The following is a 17,955-nucleotide window of genomic DNA, read 5'->3' as shown; positions in this document are numbered from 1 at the left end:
AACGATGATCCCGGTGGCAAGCTAGATACGCCCATCTTCCCACCCGGAAGGAACCGGGTGGGAAGCGAGGATCAGTCTTCCGCCTTGCTGGGGAACGCGAAGCCCAGGGGCTGAATGGCCGTCGCGTCCTGCTTCAGGCGGGCGGCCATCTGTTCGTACTCGCGTTCCGTCTCCGGGGTTACGCTGGCGCGCGACTCCTTCAACGCACCTTCGAAATCGGCCATCGTCACGTCGGTCGAGTCGATAGAGCGGCGCAACGCCACCAAGCCGGCGCGGCGGACGACGTCCTCCAGGTCCGCACCCGAGAAACGGTCGGTGCGGTCTGCGAGGCGGTCGAGATCGACGTCGGACGCGAGCGGCATCTTCTGCGTCTGGATGCCGAGGATGCGGCGGCGGCCGGCCTTGTCGGGCACGCCGACATAGACGAGTTCGTCGAACCGACCCGGCCGCAGCAACGCCGGGTCGATCAGGTTCGGCCGGTTGGTCGCGCCGATCACGACGACCGACTGCAACTCCTCAAGCCCGTCCATCTCCGCGAGGATCGTGTTGACGACGCGCTCGGTCACCTGCGGCTCGCCAGCACCGCTGCCCCGTGCGGGCACCAGTGAATCGAGCTCATCGATGAAGATCACGCACGGCGCGACCTGACGCGCGCGCTGGAACAGACGGGCGATCTGCTGCTCGCTTTCGCCGTACCATTTGCTCAGCAGATCGGACGATTTGGTGGCGATGAAGTTCGCCTCCGCCTCGCGTGCGACCGCCTTCGCCAGCAACGTCTTGCCGGTGCCGGGGGGGCCGTAGAGCAGGAAGCCCTTGGCAGGCCGGATGCCAAGACGGCGGAACGCGTCGGGGTTCTTGAGCGGGAGTTCGACACCCTCCTTCAGCCGCATCTGCGCATCGTCGAGACCGCCGACATCGGCCCAGCGCACGGTCGGCGCCTGCACCATGACTTCGCGCATCGCCGACGGCTGGACGCGCTTGAGCGCCCCCAGGAAATCCTCGCGCGTGACCGACAGTTCGTCGAGCACCTCGGGCGGGATCGTTCGCTCCTCGAGGTTGAGCTTCGGCATGATCCGACGAACCGCCTCGATCGCCGCCTCGCGGGTCAGTGCGGCGAGATCGGCACCGACGAAGCCGTAGGTGGTACGCGACAGCTCGTCGAGGTCCACCCGGTCGCCGAGCGGCATGCCACGCGTGTGGATGCCGAGGATCTCGCGACGGCCGCGCTCGTCCGGCACGCCGACGACGATCTCGCGGTCGAACCTGCCCGGACGACGCAGCGCTTCATCGATCGCCTCGGGACGGTTGGTGGCGGCGATCACGACGAGGTTCGCACGTGATTCGATGCCGTCCATCAGCGTCAGCAACTGCGCGACGAGACGCTTTTCCGCCTCGCCGGACACTTGGCCACGCTTCGGCGCGATCGAATCGATCTCGTCGATGAAGACGATCGAAGGCGCCGCCTTCGCGGCTTCCTCGAACACTTCACGCAGGCGCGACTCGGACTCGCCATACGCCGAGCCCATGATCTCGGGGCCGTTGATCAGGAAGAACTGCGCGTCGGATTCGTTGGCGACGGCGCGCGCCAGACGCGTCTTGCCGGTGCCGGGAGGGCCGTGCAGCAATACGCCCTTGGGTGGATCGACGCCCAGACGCTGGAACAGTTCGGGGTAACGCAGCGGCAGTTCGACCATCTCGCGTAACTGGTCGATCGTCTGCGCCATGCCGCCGATATCGTCATAGGTGACGTCGGCGCGGCGTGCGGCCTGTGGCTCCTCATATTCTGAGCGGAGCTCGATCTCGGTGTTCTCGTCGATGTGCACCACGCCCTTGGGGCTGGCGGCGATCACCGCGAGGCGAATCTCCTGCAACGCATACGCCGGCGCGTTCATGAACTGCTGGACGCCCGGCGGCATGTTGCCGACGCGCTGATGCCCCGCGGTCGCGACGATATCGCCCTGGCAGATCGGCCGGCCGAGGAAGGTACGCTTGAGCGCGTTGGTCGAACCCTGGAGGCGGAGGTTCTGCTGCGCTGGGGCGAACACGACGCGCGTCGCCGGCTTCGACTCGGCTTTCCGCACCTCGACGAAATCGCCCGAACCGACACCGGCGTTCGCGCGCTGGAGGCCATCGAGGCGGAGGATGTCGAGACCCTCGTCCTCCGGATACGGACCGACAGCGCGCGCGGGTGTGTTCTGCTTGCCGAGAATCTCGATGACATCGCCTTCGCCGATGCCGAGCGTCGCCATCAGCGCGCGCGGCAGGTGCGCCAGGCCGCGGCCGCTGTCTTCGGGACGCGCGTTGGCGACCTGAATTTTGCGCGTGGGGATTTCGCTATCGGCCATGTCGACTCCATTCGATCTCGTAGCGTCCGAGATAGGGGGCCGGTTCCAGCCTTGTCAGGGGTTGAAAACACAAAAAAAGGGCCGGCCAATGAAGGCCAGCCCATGAAAGTTTTTAGGAGAGGATGCCTGAAAGGCGAGGTCTTTTTGCGTTGAGACGGTTCGTGTTGCAAGTGCGAAGGGATCAGCTACGATTGCGCTAACTGCAATCGCATGCATGAATGCGTCCAGCGGTCGTTGTCACACTCGTCGAGTCGAAAGAGGAATCATGCGCAGGCTGCCGCCACTGGGGGCTATCGAGGCGTTCGTGCAGGTCGCGCGGCTGGGGTCGATCAAGGCCGCCGCCGAGGATCTGGCATTGTCCGCACCTGCGCTCAGCCGGCGCGTGCAGAGCCTGGAGCGCTTCATCGCCAAGCCGCTGTTCGCGCGGCGGCATCAGGCGATGGTGCTGAATGCGGATGGCGAACGGTTGCTGGCGCAGATCGCACCGGTCCTCGATTCGCTGTCGGACGCGGTCGAATCGCTGACCAGCACGACCGAGGTGCTGCGGCTGCGTCTCGGGATCCTGCCGCTGTACGCGTCGCAGAAGCTGTTCCCTCGGTTGGGAGAGCTTAGGACGTCGCACCCCGAGTTGCATCTCGATATCGATACCGCGGCACATCTGGTGTCGCGGCTCGGCGATGGGCTCGACGCGGTGATTGCCCTGTCGCGTGAGATCGACCCGGCGTTCTACGCGCGGCGACTCGATCGGAACTCGGTATATGTGATCGGCGCGCGGAGCCTGCTGGAGCGCACGGACCCGGTCACGCGACCCGAACAGCTGTCGACGCTGACGGCGCTGGTGCACCGCGACATGACGGATACGTTCACCGCGTGGCGGACGGCGGCGGGGCTCGACGATATCGAGCCGCTGGCGATCGATCATTTCGATTCGGGGGCGCTGATGCTGGAGGCAGCCGCGCAGGGGCTCGGCGTCGCGTTCATGCATGCGAGCCACTTCGAGGATGCGAACGATCCGCGACTGGTCCGCCTGTTCGATATCGAGGTGGAGAGCCCGTACAGCTATTGGTTCGTATGCCGCCCGCGGGCGTTGCAGACCAAGCCGGTCAAGCTGTTCCACGACTGGCTGATACGGACGGTGGCGGAGGTCTGACCCGCTACTCCCCTCCCGCTTGCGGGAGGGGGCGGGGGAGGGGCGCGCCTCACGCGCCGGACGCCGGTACGTACGTCGCGCCCTCCCCTTAGCCCCTCCCGCGAGCGGGAGGGGAATTCAGCTTACGCAGCGCGTGCCTTGACGATCTTGCCCGGAGCACGCGGGGGCTCGCCCTTCGGCAGCGCGTCGATCAGGTCCATGCCGTCGGTGACTTCGCCCCATACGGTGTACTGCTTGTCGAGGAAGCGTGCGTCGTCGAACACGATGAAGAACTGCGAGTTCGCCGTGTCGGGCTGGTTGGTGCGTGCCATCGAGCATACGCCGCGGACGTGCGGCTCGGCGGAGAATTCCGCCTTGAGGTTGGGCTTGCTCGACCCGCCAGTGCCGTCGCCGCGACCGCCGTCACCGCCCTGCGCCATGAAGCCCGGGATCACGCGGTGGAACGGCACGCCGTCGTAAAAGCCTTCGTTCGCCAGCTCGGCGATCCGCTCGACATGCTTGGGCGCCAGATCGGGGCGGAACTTGATCGTGACGTCGCCGCCGTCGAGGGTCAGCGTGAGCGTTTCGGGGGTGTCAGCCATTCATGTTCTCCTGAATTGATGCGCGGCAGATAGGGAGCCGCACTCCGACTGGCAAATGCACGCCGGCCGCGTTAGGGCCCAACCGCGCATCTTTTAAGGGAGGCAGCCATGAGCGAACTCGAGCTTCCCGAGGTCGAAACCGACACCCAGCCCGAAAACCAGCTCGATCGCGACGATCATTTGCGGCCTGAATTCGTGCGGGCGGTGCTCGATGCGGTGGAGGACGGCGACGACGAAGCGGCGCGTACGCTGGTCGAGCCGTTGCATCCGGCCGACATCGCCGATCTGTTCGAGCTGACTCCGCAACAGGATCGCGCGGCGCTGGCGCGTGCGGTCACCGATCTGCTCGACGGCGACGTGTTCGCCGAGATGAACGATTACGTCCGCGAGGATCTGATCGACGCGCTCGAGCCGCACCAGGTCGCCGATCTGGCGTCCGAACTCGATACCGACGATGCCGTCGCGATCATCGAGGACATGGACGAGGACGAGCAGCGCGCGGTGCTGCGCGCGCTCGATCCGGACGATCGCGCGGCGATCGAGGAGGCGCTGAGCTACGCCGAGGAATCCGCCGGCCGCCTGATGCAGCGCGAGCTGATAGCGGTGCCCGAGCATTGGACGGTGGGCGACGCGATCGATTACCTGCGCGGCCACGAGGAACTGACGACCGATTTCTGGGAGATCTTCGTCGTCGACCCTGCGCACAAGCCGATCGGCACGTGCCAGCTGTCGTGGATGCTGCGCACCCCGCGCGGGATCGCGATCGCCGATGTGATGAAGCGCGAGCAGACGCTAATCCCGGTCGACATGGACCAGGAAGAAGTCGCGCTGCGCTTCCAGAAATACGCGCTGATCTCGGCGGCGGTGGTCGATCATGGCGGCCGGCTGGTCGGGATGATCACGGTCGACGACATCGTCCACATCATCTCCGAGGAGGCGGGCGAGGATACGCTGCGTCTGGCAGGCGCTGGCGACGGCGACATCAACGAGCCGATCCGGCTGACGGTGCGCACGCGCTTCACGTGGCTGGTGGTCAATCTCGGCACCGCGATGGTCGCGTCGTCGGTCGTGGGACTGTTCCAGGGGACGATCGCGAGCTTCGCGCTGCTCGCGGTGCTGATGCCGATCGTGTCGGGGATGGGCGGCAACGCGGGCACGCAGACGCTGGCAGTGGTGGTGCGCGCGCTCGCGACAAATCAGCTGACGAGTTCCAACACTGCGCGGATGATCGGCCGCGAGTTCCGAATTGCCGCCGCGAACGGCGTGATGCTGGGTACGCTGATCGGACTCGGGACGTATGTTATCTTCCGCAATACCGACCTGTCGCTGGTGATTGCGGCGGCGATGCTGGTGAACAATATCACGGCGGGGCTCAGCGGGGTGCTGGTGCCGGTGACGCTCGACAAGTTCCGGATCGATCCGGCGGTGTCGTCCGCGGTGTTCGTGACGACGATGACCGACACGATGGGGTTCTTCTCGTTCCTCGGGCTTGCGTCTTTGTGGGGTCTGCACGGTTGATCGTCCGGTATTAAGGCCCATTTCCAACGCCATGCCGCTCCACCTTACCAAAGTCGCGTTCGGCGCGGAAAGCGTCGACCATCTCGCCGAGCGGCTCCGGCTGCGCGGCGAAGAGGGGCCGGTGTTTCTCACCACGCGCTACCTGCCCAAGCGGCATGAGGAGGTCGCTGGTCAGGGTTCGATGTTCTGGATCCTCAAGCATCAGCTGATCGCCCGCTCGCCGATCCTCGGGTTCGGCGAGGCCGAGGAAGGTCGCGTCGCGATCCACATCGATCCGAAGCTGGTGCTGGTGCAGGCGCGGCCAAAGCGTGCGCATCAGGGGTGGCGGTATCTTGAGGGTGCGGATGCGCCCCTCGATCTGGGCGGCGATGCGACCGGGTTGGACGTGATGCCGCCGGCATTGATGACAAAACTGGCGGAGCTGGCGCTCATTTAAGGGGTGGGACCCAGAACTAGTCGAGGTTCATCCCACCTGACGATAAACTCCATCGTCATCCCCGCGCAGGCGGGGATCCATATTCTCAGAGGATAGCGATCTCAGTGTGAGGTCAGCCAGTATGGGTTCCCGCCGCCGCGGGAATGACGATTCATGTTCGGAAGGTATGAGGGCCGATACGGATAGGGTAGCTGGCTCGATCCAGATGCGGATTTCGCCCGGGAGAGGTCGGTGTGGATGGGGCAGCAACACACCATCCCCTTCTACGGAGCAGAGACTCCCGCCGCCGGCTTCCCGCAGACCACCGGCCCACCGGCCGCTGCATCGACGCGGCATTTCGCGTTGCCGGTGATCGTGACCATTCCCAGCCCGCTGTTCGTCACCTGCGCGGTATAGCGCGCCGCCGCCTTCGTCTGGCCGACGCCGTCGAGGTGGACGGTCAGGTCGTTGACCGCCAGCCCCGAAGCGTCGATCGCGCCCGGCCCGCTCGTCACGAGGCGCGCGCGCGCCGCGCGGCCGGCGAGCGTCATTTGACCGGTGCCGATCAGCGTCGCGTTCAGCTGATCGGTATCGGCCGCCGCGAGGGCCAAGCTCCCGTTACCGCTGACCGTCACGTCGACGCGCATGCCGCGCATCTTCGCGATCGTCAGCCGCCCGCCTGCCGCGACGCTGGCCGAGGTCAGCTCGGGTGTCGAGAGCGTCACGATGGTCGGCCCCGCCCCGCCGCCGCCGCGGGGCTGCTCGCCCCAGCCGCCGGTGCCCTTGCGCACCGACAGCGTGGTACCATCGACCCGGACGGCCACATCGTCCCCCCTGCCCGGGCCGGTGATGGTCGCGCGCGGCGAGCCGATCGTGACGCGGACCTCGAACGGCCCCTCGACCCGCACGCGATCGAAGCTGCCGACCGAGACCGTCCGGCTCGTCGGGGAAGACTGGGCGAATGCCGGCGAGGACAGGAGCAGCGACGCGGCGAGCAGATATCTCATGCCCGCGAACGTCGCCGGTTCCATACCTTCGCGCAAGTCCGGCGGCGGCTTACCGCCCGCAGCGGACCCTCCCCGAGCCCATCTTGGAGATCGTGCAGCGGGATTTCGGTCCGAGATCGACGTCACCCGAGCCCAACATGGCGACCTTGGCAGCGCCGTTCACCACCGCGCGCACGCTTCCCGAACCGGCGATCTCGACCGTCGCCGATTGCGCCTCAAACCGGGTGCCGTCGAGATCACCCGAGCCTGCGATGTCCACCTTCAGATCGCGTGCCGTGCCGCTCGCATGCGCGGTACCCGATCCGGCAATCGTGAATTTCGCCACGTCGACCTTGATCGCCGCTATGTCGAGATTGCCCGATCCGGCGACTCCGCCCTCGAACCCACCGCCCTCGACACGGTCCACGGCCATGTTGCCCGATCCCGAAACGCTCGCGTCGGCGAGCCGTGGCAAGGTGACGTACACCTTCACCTTGGCGCCCTTGCTCCAGCCGAAACTCGCCCCGTTCTTGCGCCCGATGTTGAGCGTATCCCCGTCACGCTCGATGCGCAGGCGATCGAGTTGTTCGCTCGGCCCCTCGGCGCGAACCGAAAAGCCGTTACCGACGCGGACGTCGACGTCGTCCGAGCCCCGAAGGTCGATGCCGTTGAAACCGGAAACCTGGAAGGTCCGGGTGGTCCCCGAACCGGCCGCCGCAGCCCCCGAGCCTTCATTGTTGCCGTTCCAGCTGAACGAGCAGGCCGCGAGAGGAATGATCAGTCCGAGCGCAAGAAAGTTCATCGCATCCTCCTGTGTATTATTAACACAATACACCCACCACGGGACGGCGCAATGAGAAACTTGTCTGGCGCTGGCTCGCTAAACGGCCCCCCATCTCGAGGGAGGAAGCAGCAGAACGAAAAAGGGCGGCCCCGCAGGACCGCCCCTTCGTCTCACAAAGCGCCCAGCAGTTAAGCCGGCACCTTGTCCTTGTTGTAGATCGCGGCCGCGGCGCGGAGGATGTCGAGGATCTTCTCCTGCGCCTTGGGCTCGTCGAGCTCTTCCATCGCAGCCAGTTCGCGCGCGAGGCGGCTGGTCGCGCCTTCGAAGATCTGGCGCTCGGAATAGCTCTGCTCGGGCTGGTCGTCGGCACGGAACAGATCGCGGACCACTTCGGCGATCGACACGAGGTCGCCCGAATTGATCTTCGCCTCATATTCCTGCGCGCGGCGCGACCACATGGTGCGCTTGACCTTGGGCTTGCCCTTGAGCGTGTCCATGGCTTCACGCATCGTCTTGTCGGACGACAGCTTGCGCATGCCGACGCTTTCGGCCTTGTTGGTCGGTACGCGGAGCGTCATGCGCTCCTTCTCGAACCGGAGGACGTAGAGTTCCAGTGTCATGCCGGCGATTTCCGAGCGCTGGAGCTCGATCACACGGCCGACCCCGTGCTTGGGATAAACGACGAAATCACCGACATCGAAGGACAGTGCCTTGGCAGCCATTTGGGGCCTTTCCGGATCAAGCCTCGCCGCGACGCCTCGACGAAGGACTCGTCGCTGCTGCATCGGGGGAGGGATAGGTCTACACGTCAGGCGGATGACGTGAATCATCGCGCCCGTCGCGGACTCTTCTAGCAGCTTTGCAACAAAATTACCAGCCGAACGTGGCAGGCGGCTTGCCCTTTTCGGGATTCGCCGCCTCTTATCAGTCGCCTGCGCCGGGCTCGGGCGAGAAATACTTGTCGAACTTGCCCTCGACGCCCTTCATCGCGTCGGCGTCAGGCGGCGTCTGGTTGTCGTTGCGCGTGACGTTGGGCCATTGCGCCGAGAACGTCGTGTTCAGCTCGAGCCACTGCTCGAGGCCGCTTTCGGTGTCGGGCAGGATCGCCTCGGCGGGACATTCGGGCTCGCACACGCCGCAGTCGATGCACTCGCTGGGGTTGATCACCAGCATGTTCTCGCCCTCGTAGAAGCAGTCGACCGGGCACACTTCCACGCAGTCCATGTACTTGCAGCGGATGCAGGCATCGGTGACGACGTAGGTCATTGCAGAACTCCTGGGCCGGATTCCTTTCCGGCGACGAACGCGCCAGCGACTATGCGCGCCTGCCCCTCGCGTCAATCATAGCAAGCCTTCTGCGAGACGTTATCAGGCTTTGCACTGTCGTATCCTCTCCTGCCCAACACCCCTCCGCCATCCTGACGAAAGTCAGGACCCAGGATACCAAGGGCAGCGTCTCGTGGCTCTGGGTCCTGACTTTCGTCAGGATGACGGTGCCTCGTGTCTAGCTTCGTCGGTCACTCGGAAGCCGGGTCGCGGACGGTACCGGCCGGCGTCTTGCCCGCGATCAAATCCTGATAGCATCCCTGAGCCTCGGGCGCTGGCCCTCGCCGTACCGGCAGCGCCTCGACCCGGATCACCCGCACCCGCTCATCCACCGCAAACGTCAGCACATTCCCGACCCGCACCGGGCAATGCGCGCGGTCGATCGGGCGGCCGTCGATGCGCAGATGTCCTTTCTCAGCGATCGCCTGGGCGGCGCTGCGCGTTTTTGCGAGCCGCACGAACCACAGGAACCGATCGATCCGCATCGCGCCTTCAACCATGGCGGACCAGTGCAGCGAGTCCGGCAAACGCGTTCTGCCGCGACGGATCGATCGGCGTCGGCGCCACGGCACGCGCCGGCGGACGTCCGCGCCAGACCCACCTCGGCGCGTCCCCTGCCAGCGCCTTGAACCCGAGTTCGGCCATCAACCGCTCCAGCGACGCCGGATCGACGCCGATCGAGGTCGCCAGCGCCGGATCAGGCGCGAACGGCGTGCGGCCCTGACGCGAGTCGTGTGCGGCCCGCGCGATGCGCTCGATGAGGTCGATCCGGACCGCCTGGAGTCCGAGCGGACGGAACCCCGCCTCAAGAACCGCACCCTCGCTGCCACGCGCCAGCACGGTCGCCCCATCTCGCGGGGCGGCGATCGTCGTACCGCGTGCCGCCGCGAGGATGCGCCGCCAGCGCGCCGACTCGGGCTTGAGCAACCGCGCATCGAACACGTCGAGCGCGCCGATCGTAATGCCGACCTTGCGCAACCGCTTGCGCTCCTCGGAATCGATCGCGTCGAGCGCGAGCCGCATCGGCAACCGCGGCAAGATCCCGCCGGCCTCCTCGATCGCACTCGCGACCGCGCGCAACGCCGGCGTGGCGTTCGGATCCCGGCTCAATTCGGCGAGGTGGACCAGCACCGCGATCCGCCGCTTCAGCATCCCCGCGAGCCACAGCGCCAGCCGCGCCTCGATCCGCTCCCGCGCCGACTTGTCGAGGCAATCGAGCGACCGATCGAGAATCAGCTTCGGCCGCGCGAACGACGGCCCCGCGCCCAGCTTGGCAACCGGATGCCCTGCCCAGATGATCTGCGCCGCATTGTCGAGCGCGATATCGGCGTCCGGCGCATCGACCAGCGACTGCCCGCGCCGCGACCGCTCGCCGGTGAGCCGCTTTTCCGCCGCCGCGAGCAGCAGCCGCTTGTCGCTCGCCCGCGCGTCCGCCGCGACGGTGAAGCGGAACCCATCGAGCCGCCCGATTGGATGATCCTCGACCATCACCTCGCCCTCGGGCCCGATCACCACCGGCAACGCGCCTGCATCCGCGCCGATCTGGCGCATCAGCGCGGTCGTGCGCTTGTCGACGAACCGCTGCGTCAGGCTCGCATGCAGCGCATCCGACAGGCGTTCTTCGAGCGCCGCCGTCCGCGCTGCCCAGAGCGTCGGCTCGGCCAGCCAGTCGGCGCGTTGCGCGATATACGCCCAGATCCGCGTCGCCGCGATTCGCCCGGCGATCACCGGGACGTCACCCGCGACCGTATCGAGCCGCGCGATTTCGTCCGCGAACCACTGGTGCGGGATATGCCCCCGCCCCTCGCTCAGATGTCCGAACACCCGTGACACGAACCGCGCATGCGGATCGAGCCCGACTTTCCGGAAATCGGGCAACCCGCATGCAGCCCATAATCGCGCGACCATGGCCGGATGCCGTGCGCGTTCGCGGACCCAGCTCTCCTCGGCCAGCCGCTTCACGACGCCGAGGTCGAGGGCTTGCGGCGCGGCGCGCAAAACACCAGCGGGCGGGCGCGCTTCGAGGCTCGCCACCAGCGCATCGATGCTTGAGAAGTCAGGCTCGCCCTGCCGCCAATACAGGTTCTCGAGACGTGGAAACCGGTGTTCCTCGATCGCTAGCACTTCCTCGGGCAGGAACGCGCCGGGACCATCGTCGGACAGCGCGCCGAACGTACCGTCGCGCTGGTGACGCCCCGCACGCCCCGCGATCTGCGCCATCTCCGCCACCGTCAGGCGACGCTGGCGCTTGCCGTCGAACTTGTTGAGGCTGGCGAACGCGACGTGAGCGACGTCCATGTTGAGCCCCATGCCGATCGCGTCGGTCGCGACTAGGTAATCGACCTCGCCCGCCTGGAACATCGCGACCTGCGCGTTGCGCGTGCGCGGCGACAGCGCCCCCATCACGACGGCCGCACCACCGCGCAGACGCCGCAGCATCTCGGCGACCGCGTAGACCTCCTCCGCCGAGAACGCGACGATCGCCGACCGCTTGGGCAACCGACTGATCTTCTTCGCGCCCGCATAGGTGAGCGTCGAGAAGCGTGGCCGGTTGACGATCTCAGCACCGGGAACGAGCTTCTTGATCATAGGCCGCAACGCCTCGGAGCCGAGGATCATCGTCTCCTCACGCCCCCGCGCGCGCAGCAGCCGGTCGGTGAAGACGTGGCCGCGCTCCGCATCGGCACCGAGTTGCGCTTCGTCGATACCGACGAAGGCGACGTCGCGGTCGGGCATCGACTCGGCAGTGCAGAGGAACCAGCGCGCGTCGGGCGGCACGATCTTCTCTTCGCCCGTGACCAGCGCGACGCGGTTGGCGCCCTTTATCGCGACGACGCGGTCATAGACCTCGCGCGCGAGCAGCCGCAGCGGGAAACCGATCATGCCACTCGAATGCGCGCACATCCGCTCGATCGCGAGGTGCGTCTTGCCCGTGTTGGTCGGGCCGAGAACCGCGGTCACGCCAGCGGAGACTTCGTCGCTCATGGTGGGCAACATCGGGGGTAAAGTGGGCTGGCGCAATGACCTGGGTGGAATTGCGCGGTGTTGGCGGGGTGAATTGCCGGGTGCGCTCGATTGCTGAACCAGCGAGCGGAGAGGACGCGTTCACTTATATCCGACACCACCCCGGCGAAGGCCGGGGCCCAGTTGGGTAACAGGATTAACATAGGGCCGCGCTTCATCACCTTGGCCTGCCCAACTGGGCCCCGGCCTTCGCCGGGGTGGTCAACAGGTTCGCGCGCCCGCAAACCGGCGATGGAAGTCAGGGCACAGCCCATAAATCTCGTCCGCCCCGACCCGAGCACGCCCCGCCGCCGCCAAGCCCAACAATCGCCCGGTTAATTTGACTTTAGCATGTCCCCGCCACAACCCGACGCCTGCGCTGGGGATGAAACGGCGCACGAGAATTCGGACGATTTCGGGGCGGGCACGCGTGTATTTGCAGAAGGATCAGGCGCTGGAACTGGCGGGCGGCGGGGCACGCGGATTTGGTCGTGCGCTTGGTCGGCAACCGGATACCGCGCCAAAGACTGTTCCCTCGCGGATCGACTGGGTGCCCGATCTCGGTGCTCGGATCGGCAGTCGCGACTGGTGGCGCGGGCTGGCAACCTGCACTGCGCTGTGTGCTGCGACGATAATGCTTGCGCCCGGGTTCAAGCCGCTGGTCGGTGCAGTGCCGTCGCCGTTAGCCGGTGCCGAGTGGGAGGAGACGCGGGCGCGGGGCATTGCGCCGCTCGGCCAGGGCGCGACCACCGGGCGGCGGATGGCGGCCAACGATCTCGTTGCCCCGCTCGCCAATGCCCCCGAACGTCCGACGCTCGAACTGTCGGCAACGCTCGGCCAGGGCGATGCGTTCGACCGGGCGCTGATACGCGCGGGCGTCGGCCGGAACGATGCCGAGGCCGCGGCGGCGCTGGTCGCGCAGTCGGTCGATCCGAAGGCCATCCCGGCGGGCACGCGGATCGCGCTGACGCTTGGGCGCCGGCCGGATCGCACCGTCGCGCGGCCGCTGGAGAAGCTCGATTTCCGCGCGCGGTTCGATCTTGCGCTGTCGCTGACGCGTGGTGCGGGCGGGCTGACCGTGAACCGCAAGCCGATCGCAATCGACTCGACCCCGCTGCGTATCCAGGGCCTCGTCGGCTCCAGCCTGTACCGATCCGCGCGTGCCGCCGGTGTTCCCGGAAAAGCGGTGGAATCGTTCATCAAGGCGATCTCGACGCGACTTTCGATCGGCCGCGACGTGACGGCGGCGGATAGCTTTGACGTGATCGTCGAGCGCGAGCGTGCCGCGACCGGCGAGACCCGGATCGGCGACCTGCTGTTCGCCGGGATCAATCAAGAACGCCGAAAAGTACAGCTCGTCCGGTTCGCGCCCGACGCGGCGAACGTCGATGCCGACGCCAGTCTAAACGGGGAATCGAGTCGCGGCGGCTGGTTCGATGCGAACGGCCAGACCGAACGCCGAGCCGTTTCGGGCATGCCGGTCACCGGCCGGATCACGTCGAACTACGGCATGCGCTTCCACCCGCTGCTGGGCTTTACGCGGATGCACAAGGGCCTCGACATCGCCGCACCGTACGGATCGCCGATCCACGCGATGACCGATGGCATCGTGGCGTTCGCGGGGCGGACCGGCGGCTATGGCAATTTCGTCAAGCTTGTCCACGGTGGCGGTATGGCGAGCGGATATGGCCATATGAGCCGGATCGGGGTATCGTCCGGCACCCGCGTCCGGCAGGGCCAAGTGATCGGCTATGTCGGATCGACCGGCATGTCGACCGGCCCCCATCTCCACTGGGAAGTGTGGAAGAACGGCGCGGCGATCAACCCGCGCTCGGTCTCGTTTGCCAGCGTGGCGCAGTTGTCGGGGGAGAAACTGCGCGCGTTCAGGGCGAAGGTAGCGCAATTGCTGGCCGTGCGCGTCGGCGGGTAGCCGCCGCTTTGGCAATGACGGTCATTGGCCGCGATTTACCGCACCGCGCGAGAGCAAAACGGCCCTGAAGTAGACAAGTAAAGTATAGGAAGTGCCACGCTAAGAGCGCCGATCCCCTGCGACGGTGGCGCGCAGCAGCGCCGGTGGTGTTTCCTCAAAAGAGGGGTGGCGGGCATTAGGTGATGTGAACGACTATGCCTGTGTAGGATAGCGCTCATAGTCGCCGAAGTCAGTGGCGGACGGGCGACATGTCGGAGCGCTCGGGAAAGTACGACCGTCGTTGCGCTACCCACCCGCTGTCACGCCGCCAACCTCATCGTATCGTATCACGGTGGATGCGCCGTCACGCGAGTCAGATGCCCTGGCCTGATTGGCCAAGGCACCATTTGTCTCTCGCAATCAGGCTTTCTCAACGCGGAATTGGAACAGGTGCTTCTCGCCATTTATTTCAACAGCAAGCACCACGAATTCACCGACCTTCGCATTCTTCAGCTTGGAGCAGATGATACGGCCGCCATACCCGCTTTCCGGATCGAGCGTGGTCGTTTGAACATACTCGTCGTTGAGCATTTCCAAGGTTTTGTTCAAACCAATCTGGCTCAACGCAATTGCGCCGCCACCAGCAGCCACCGACGCGAGTTGCCCATCGCTCAAGCCGGGCCGGTCTATGACCGTCCGGTATACACGTCCGCCTGGTGCATACGTCGTTACGGTCGTATCATTGTTCTGCGCTGCCGCGGCAGCACCAGCAAGCATTGCATAGCCGATCTGCGACCACATCGCCCGCTTCTTGGTCTTGGATTCTATCTGGTCTTTCGTAAAAACTGGCAGCATTTCGCTACCATACGAAAACGACATATTCTCGACGCCAATATTAATCGGCAATTTCGACTTATTATATACTGCAACCCGGAAAGTCAGGCTTCCATGATCCAGTCCTGGCAATGGGACAACCCGAACAGCGGCTTGCTGATCCGGCAAATCTTCTTCGATCGTCGGAACGCCCCGATCGAAACGGACGACCTGCGCAGACGTCGGCGCTGGCTTAATTACAAGTTTCGCGAACGCAGGCGTTGCGGTCAACGCAATCACGCCGAAAATAACGAGTTTCTTCATCATGCCCCCAAAGCCGCGGATCCCCATCCGCGTCGAAGAGCAAGTATCATGCTCTAGTCCCAGATCAACGTGCACAGATTTACAAAAGTTCGGTACATTTTATCCACAATTTATGGAAACGTTTGGTCTAGACTAAGTCACAAGGCTATTTGTCGTCAGTACTTTGCCTGTCACGGAGTGCGGTATGCGAGACCGCATATCATCGGAATTTTATGATGTTTGGCGGAGACCTAAGGCGGCTTGTGGCAAATTGCAGCGTCGGGGTCGTCGCGCTTCCTACTTCCCCTGCGCCCGCCAGCGCTGGATCGTGCGACCGATGATCTGGTCCTCGCCGCCGACGTCGCGCCATAGTTCGGAGAACAGCGGATCACCCGAGGCGGGGCGCTTCTCCTCCTCCAATCCGTCGAAGCTCACGCGGATCGGGATCGTCACGCCTTCACCGCAGATGATGCACTCGCGATTGCGTAGCGCGGGGATCGAATCGAGAAACCCTCGCGCGCCTTCGGGCATCGCAGCGCGGACGAAGGCCTGGTCGCGGTCGTTGTTGAGGCGCATCGCGATGATCGTGCCGCATTGCGACAGCACACCCTCTGCGAGATCCGACGGACGCTGCGTGATGAGGCCTAGCGACACACCGTATTTGCGGCCCTCCTTGGCGATCCGACCGAGAATGCGCCCGACCGAACTGTTCGCCTCCTGCCCGGCCGGGATGTAGCGATGCGCCTCCTCACAGACGAGCAGGATGGGACGTTGCGGTTCGTTGCGGGACCAGATCGCGAAGTCGAACGTCATCCGCGCGAGTACCGCCACCACCACCGACGTAATATCCGACGGTACGCCCGAGACGTCGATGATCGAGATCGGCTTGCCGTCGCCTGGCAGGCGGAAGATGCGCGCGAGGAAGCTCGCCATCGTGTCCGCCACCAGCATGCCCGAGAACATGAACCCGTAGCGCGGATCGGCTTTGATCTCGTCGATCTTGGACTTGAGCCGAAGATAGGGCGCGGTGTCGCCAGCGCGGTCCATCTTGCCCATCTCGGCGCTGATGATCGTCGTCAGGTCGCTCAGCATATACGGGATCGGCGCGTCGACGGTGAGCTTGGCGATCTCTTGCCCGAGGCGGCTTTTCGCCTTCGCCGCGAGCAGGCATTTGGCGAGGATGTCGGCGTCGAACTGCCTCGCGGAACCACTGCTGGTCAGGAAGACCTCGCAATGCTCCTCGAAGTTCATCAGCCAATACGGCATCTGCAGGTTCGACACGTCGTAGATCGCCCCGTTCGACTTGAACGCCGCGGCGTATTCGCCATGCGGATCGATCATCACGATGTGCCCCTGCGGCGCGAGTTCGCAGATGCGGTGTAGGATCAACGCGGCGCTGGTCGACTTGCCCGTGCCCGTCGATCCAACAAGCGCGAAATGCTTGCCGAGCATCGCGTCGACGTACAGCGCAGCGGGGATATCGGTCGTCGGATATACCGTGCCGATCGTGATGTTCGCACGGTCGTCTGCGGCATAGACCTGTTGCAGGTCCGCCGTGGTGATCGGGAACACCTCGCAGCCGGGCATCGGATAGCGCGTGACGCCGCGGCGGAACCGGTAGAGCTTGCCGGTAAGTTTGTCCTCGTCGCCTTCCCCCAGATAGTCGATCTCCGCGGCGACGCAGGTGCCCGCGGCATCCTCCAGCTTGAGCGAGCGGATATTGGCGACCAGCCACGTCGCGCCGACGCGCATCTTGATCTGGCTGCCGACCTGTCCAGCCGCTGCGACGACCGGATCGGAATCATCGTGCAGCGCCGCGATCGCGGCGCGATCGAGCAGGATGCGGCTGCTCGATCCGGCGATCGCGAAGACGACGCCGACGGGTGCCGCCGCAGCGCCGGCGCCAGCGAATCCGCCCGTCAGGGGTGCCGCGCGCAAGAATGCGCCAGGTCCCGGCATGTCGCTCATCGCCGCAAAATCTCCAGTCATTTCGGACCGACCCTGCCGCGATAATTGTAAATATCCGATGACGACGGTGTTGAACTTGCTGAGAAACCCACCGCGTTTAGTCATCGTGACGCGCTAGACCCGGCGCGCGATCCAGCCTGCCGCCCAGCCGAGGAACACCGACAGCGCGACCGCCACCAGTCCGTAGGTCACCGAAGAACGATCCGCGGCGCGCGCGACGAATCGCTCGAAACCCGATTTGCGAATGTCGATGTCGCGAACCGCGGCCGCCAGGACCCGCCCGTCACGAATCAGGAACGTCTCCGCGGTGAATCGGCCGACGGGCACGCGGGCGGGGATCGACACGCGCGCACGGTAGAGCACGCCGTCGGTGATCTCGACCGCGCGGGGCGCCTCGTAATACAGGCCGGCGCGGCGCTTGAGGTCGACCAGCCCTTTCTGGAAGCGGTCCTGGATCGGCGCCGGTGCGCTCGACGCCGGTGACAATTGCAGGCTGTCGAGGCCGAGCTCGTAGATCGCGCGCGTCCGGTCGTCGACGAGGCGGTCGATCGGTTTGGACGACGCGATCGCGTAGAAGCTGGGGGCCGAACGGTATCTGAGGCGCGCGGCGTTGACCCAGATGCCGGCGACCTTCTCCTTCTCGCGCATCAGGATCGACTGGGTCGGGCCCTTGACGACGACGACGATGTCGGTGGGTTGCTCACCGGTCGGCAGGCGCCCGCCTGGGTAGAGAATCGCGCCGAACAGCAGCAGCTCGGCGCCGGTGAAGCTGTAGGCGATCTCGATATTGCGCTGCGACACGTCGGGGACCAGCACGGGCTTTGCCTGCGCCATCAGCAGCGGCGCAAGTAGAG

The 17,955-nt window shown here is 65.5% G+C and carries 15 protein-coding genes; 4 read left to right on the top strand and 11 right to left on the bottom strand.

Annotation, left to right across the window (positions count from 1 at the left end; all coding sequences use genetic code 11):
• Positions 1-71: 71 nt before the first annotated feature.
• Complete coding sequence (locus tag C8J25_RS10035) at positions 72-2,345, bottom strand: CDC48 family AAA ATPase (protein ID WP_107954274.1); 2,274 nt, start codon at positions 2,343-2,345, stop codon at positions 72-74.
• A gap of 265 nt (positions 2,346-2,610) precedes the next feature.
• Here C8J25_RS10035 and C8J25_RS10030 point away from each other — a divergent pair, with 265 nt between their 5' ends.
• Positions 2,611-3,495 (top strand): LysR substrate-binding domain-containing protein, encoded by an 885-nt coding sequence (locus C8J25_RS10030; RefSeq protein WP_107954273.1) that lies wholly within the window; start codon positions 2,611-2,613, stop codon positions 3,493-3,495.
• Positions 3,496-3,617: 122 nt separating this feature from the next.
• On the opposite strand, the gene C8J25_RS10025 is transcribed toward C8J25_RS10030, so the two are convergent.
• Positions 3,618-4,076 carry a peptidylprolyl isomerase gene (locus C8J25_RS10025; protein ID WP_056418828.1) on the bottom strand — a complete coding sequence of 153 codons (459 nt, stop codon included), beginning with the start codon at positions 4,074-4,076 and terminating at the stop codon, positions 3,618-3,620.
• A gap of 108 nt (positions 4,077-4,184) precedes the next feature.
• On the opposite strand from C8J25_RS10025, the gene mgtE reads away from it, so the two are divergent.
• Together mgtE and C8J25_RS10015 are read left to right on the top strand one after the other, a co-directional pair.
• Positions 4,185-5,594, top strand: a complete 1,410-nt coding sequence (gene mgtE, locus C8J25_RS10020) for a magnesium transporter (protein ID WP_107954272.1) — start codon at positions 4,185-4,187, stop codon at positions 5,592-5,594.
• A 31-nt stretch (positions 5,595-5,625) separates the two neighbouring features.
• The gene (locus C8J25_RS10015; protein ID WP_056053914.1) at positions 5,626-6,030 is read left to right on the top strand and encodes a DUF1489 family protein; all 405 of its coding nucleotides are present in this window, start codon (positions 5,626-5,628) and stop codon (positions 6,028-6,030) included.
• Between the two features lie 263 nt (positions 6,031-6,293).
• Here the strand turns inward: C8J25_RS10015 and C8J25_RS10010 are convergent, their stop codons facing one another.
• The 6 genes from C8J25_RS10010 to C8J25_RS09980 form a co-directional block, all read right to left on the bottom strand.
• Positions 6,294-7,016: a GIN domain-containing protein gene (locus C8J25_RS10010; protein WP_167397697.1), complete on the bottom strand. Its 723-nt coding sequence runs from the start codon at positions 7,014-7,016 to the stop codon at positions 6,294-6,296.
• A 49-nt stretch (positions 7,017-7,065) separates the two neighbouring features.
• Entirely contained in the window at positions 7,066-7,797 is a 732-nt protein-coding gene (locus C8J25_RS10005) for a head GIN domain-containing protein (protein ID WP_107954270.1), read from the bottom strand.
• A gap of 170 nt (positions 7,798-7,967) precedes the next feature.
• Positions 7,968-8,501 carry a CarD family transcriptional regulator gene (locus C8J25_RS10000; protein ID WP_056053923.1) on the bottom strand — a complete coding sequence of 178 codons (534 nt, stop codon included), beginning with the start codon at positions 8,499-8,501 and terminating at the stop codon, positions 7,968-7,970.
• Positions 8,502-8,703: 202 nt separating this feature from the next.
• Positions 8,704-9,045: a ferredoxin FdxA gene (gene fdxA / locus C8J25_RS09995; RefSeq protein ID WP_031393648.1), complete on the bottom strand. Its 342-nt coding sequence runs from the start codon at positions 9,043-9,045 to the stop codon at positions 8,704-8,706.
• A gap of 251 nt (positions 9,046-9,296) precedes the next feature.
• Complete coding sequence (locus C8J25_RS09985) at positions 9,297-9,590, bottom strand: RNA-binding S4 domain-containing protein (RefSeq protein WP_208622562.1); 294 nt, start codon at positions 9,588-9,590, stop codon at positions 9,297-9,299.
• Positions 9,591-9,597: 7 nt separating this feature from the next.
• Positions 9,598-12,090 (bottom strand): helicase-related protein, encoded by a 2,493-nt coding sequence (locus C8J25_RS09980; protein WP_107954267.1) that lies wholly within the window; start codon positions 12,088-12,090, stop codon positions 9,598-9,600.
• A 448-nt stretch (positions 12,091-12,538) separates the two neighbouring features.
• Between C8J25_RS09980 and C8J25_RS09975 the strand changes: the two genes are divergently transcribed.
• Positions 12,539-14,038 (top strand): M23 family metallopeptidase, encoded by a 1,500-nt coding sequence (locus tag C8J25_RS09975; protein ID WP_107954266.1) that lies wholly within the window; start codon positions 12,539-12,541, stop codon positions 14,036-14,038.
• Between the two features lie 399 nt (positions 14,039-14,437).
• Here C8J25_RS09975 and C8J25_RS09970 read toward each other — a convergent pair whose 3' ends face one another.
• The 3 genes from C8J25_RS09970 to C8J25_RS09960 form a co-directional block, all read right to left on the bottom strand.
• Positions 14,438-15,154 carry a hypothetical protein gene (locus C8J25_RS09970; protein ID WP_146173325.1) on the bottom strand — a complete coding sequence of 239 codons (717 nt, stop codon included), beginning with the start codon at positions 15,152-15,154 and terminating at the stop codon, positions 14,438-14,440.
• Positions 15,155-15,430: 276 nt separating this feature from the next.
• On the bottom strand, positions 15,431-17,101 hold the full coding sequence (locus C8J25_RS09965; RefSeq protein ID WP_107954333.1) for an ATP-binding protein: 1,671 nt from the start codon (positions 17,099-17,101) through the stop codon (positions 15,431-15,433).
• Positions 17,102-17,215: 114 nt separating this feature from the next.
• Positions 17,216-17,935 (bottom strand): TIGR02186 family protein, encoded by a 720-nt coding sequence (locus C8J25_RS09960; protein ID WP_056064071.1) that lies wholly within the window; start codon positions 17,933-17,935, stop codon positions 17,216-17,218.
• Between the last annotated feature and the right edge of the window lie 20 nt (positions 17,936-17,955).

The organism is Sphingomonas faeni, assembly GCF_003053745.1.
Classification (GTDB): Bacteria; Pseudomonadota; Alphaproteobacteria; order Sphingomonadales; family Sphingomonadaceae; genus Sphingomonas; species Sphingomonas faeni.
The sequence above is the reverse complement of the archived record's forward strand: the minus strand, read 5'-3'. Positions and strand labels throughout refer to the sequence as shown.

Coding starts and splice junctions, on each gene's coding strand:
- C8J25_RS10005 (WP_107954270.1), bottom strand. CDS start 7,797: ATGAACTTTCTTGCGCTCGGACTGATCATTCCTCTCGCGGCCTGCTCG.
- mgtE (WP_107954272.1), top strand. CDS start 4,185: ATGAGCGAACTCGAGCTTCCCGAGGTCGAAACCGACACCCAGCCCGAA.
- C8J25_RS10015 (WP_056053914.1), top strand. CDS start 5,626: ATGCCGCTCCACCTTACCAAAGTCGCGTTCGGCGCGGAAAGCGTCGAC.
- C8J25_RS09965 (WP_107954333.1), bottom strand. CDS start 17,101: ATGAGCGACATGCCGGGACCTGGCGCATTCTTGCGCGCGGCACCCCTG.
- C8J25_RS09970 (WP_146173325.1), bottom strand. CDS start 15,154: ATGAAGAAACTCGTTATTTTCGGCGTGATTGCGTTGACCGCAACGCCT.
- C8J25_RS09985 (WP_208622562.1), bottom strand. CDS start 9,590: ATGCGGATCGATCGGTTCCTGTGGTTCGTGCGGCTCGCAAAAACGCGC.
- C8J25_RS10025 (WP_056418828.1), bottom strand. CDS start 4,076: ATGGCTGACACCCCCGAAACGCTCACGCTGACCCTCGACGGCGGCGAC.
- C8J25_RS09980 (WP_107954267.1), bottom strand. CDS start 12,090: ATGAGCGACGAAGTCTCCGCTGGCGTGACCGCGGTTCTCGGCCCGACC.
- fdxA (WP_031393648.1), bottom strand. CDS start 9,045: ATGACCTACGTCGTCACCGATGCCTGCATCCGCTGCAAGTACATGGAC.
- C8J25_RS10030 (WP_107954273.1), top strand. CDS start 2,611: ATGCGCAGGCTGCCGCCACTGGGGGCTATCGAGGCGTTCGTGCAGGTC.
- C8J25_RS10000 (WP_056053923.1), bottom strand. CDS start 8,501: ATGGCTGCCAAGGCACTGTCCTTCGATGTCGGTGATTTCGTCGTTTAT.
- C8J25_RS10035 (WP_107954274.1), bottom strand. CDS start 2,345: ATGGCCGATAGCGAAATCCCCACGCGCAAAATTCAGGTCGCCAACGCG.
- C8J25_RS09960 (WP_056064071.1), bottom strand. CDS start 17,935: ATGGCGCAGGCAAAGCCCGTGCTGGTCCCCGACGTGTCGCAGCGCAAT.
- C8J25_RS10010 (WP_167397697.1), bottom strand. CDS start 7,016: ATGAGATATCTGCTCGCCGCGTCGCTGCTCCTGTCCTCGCCGGCATTC.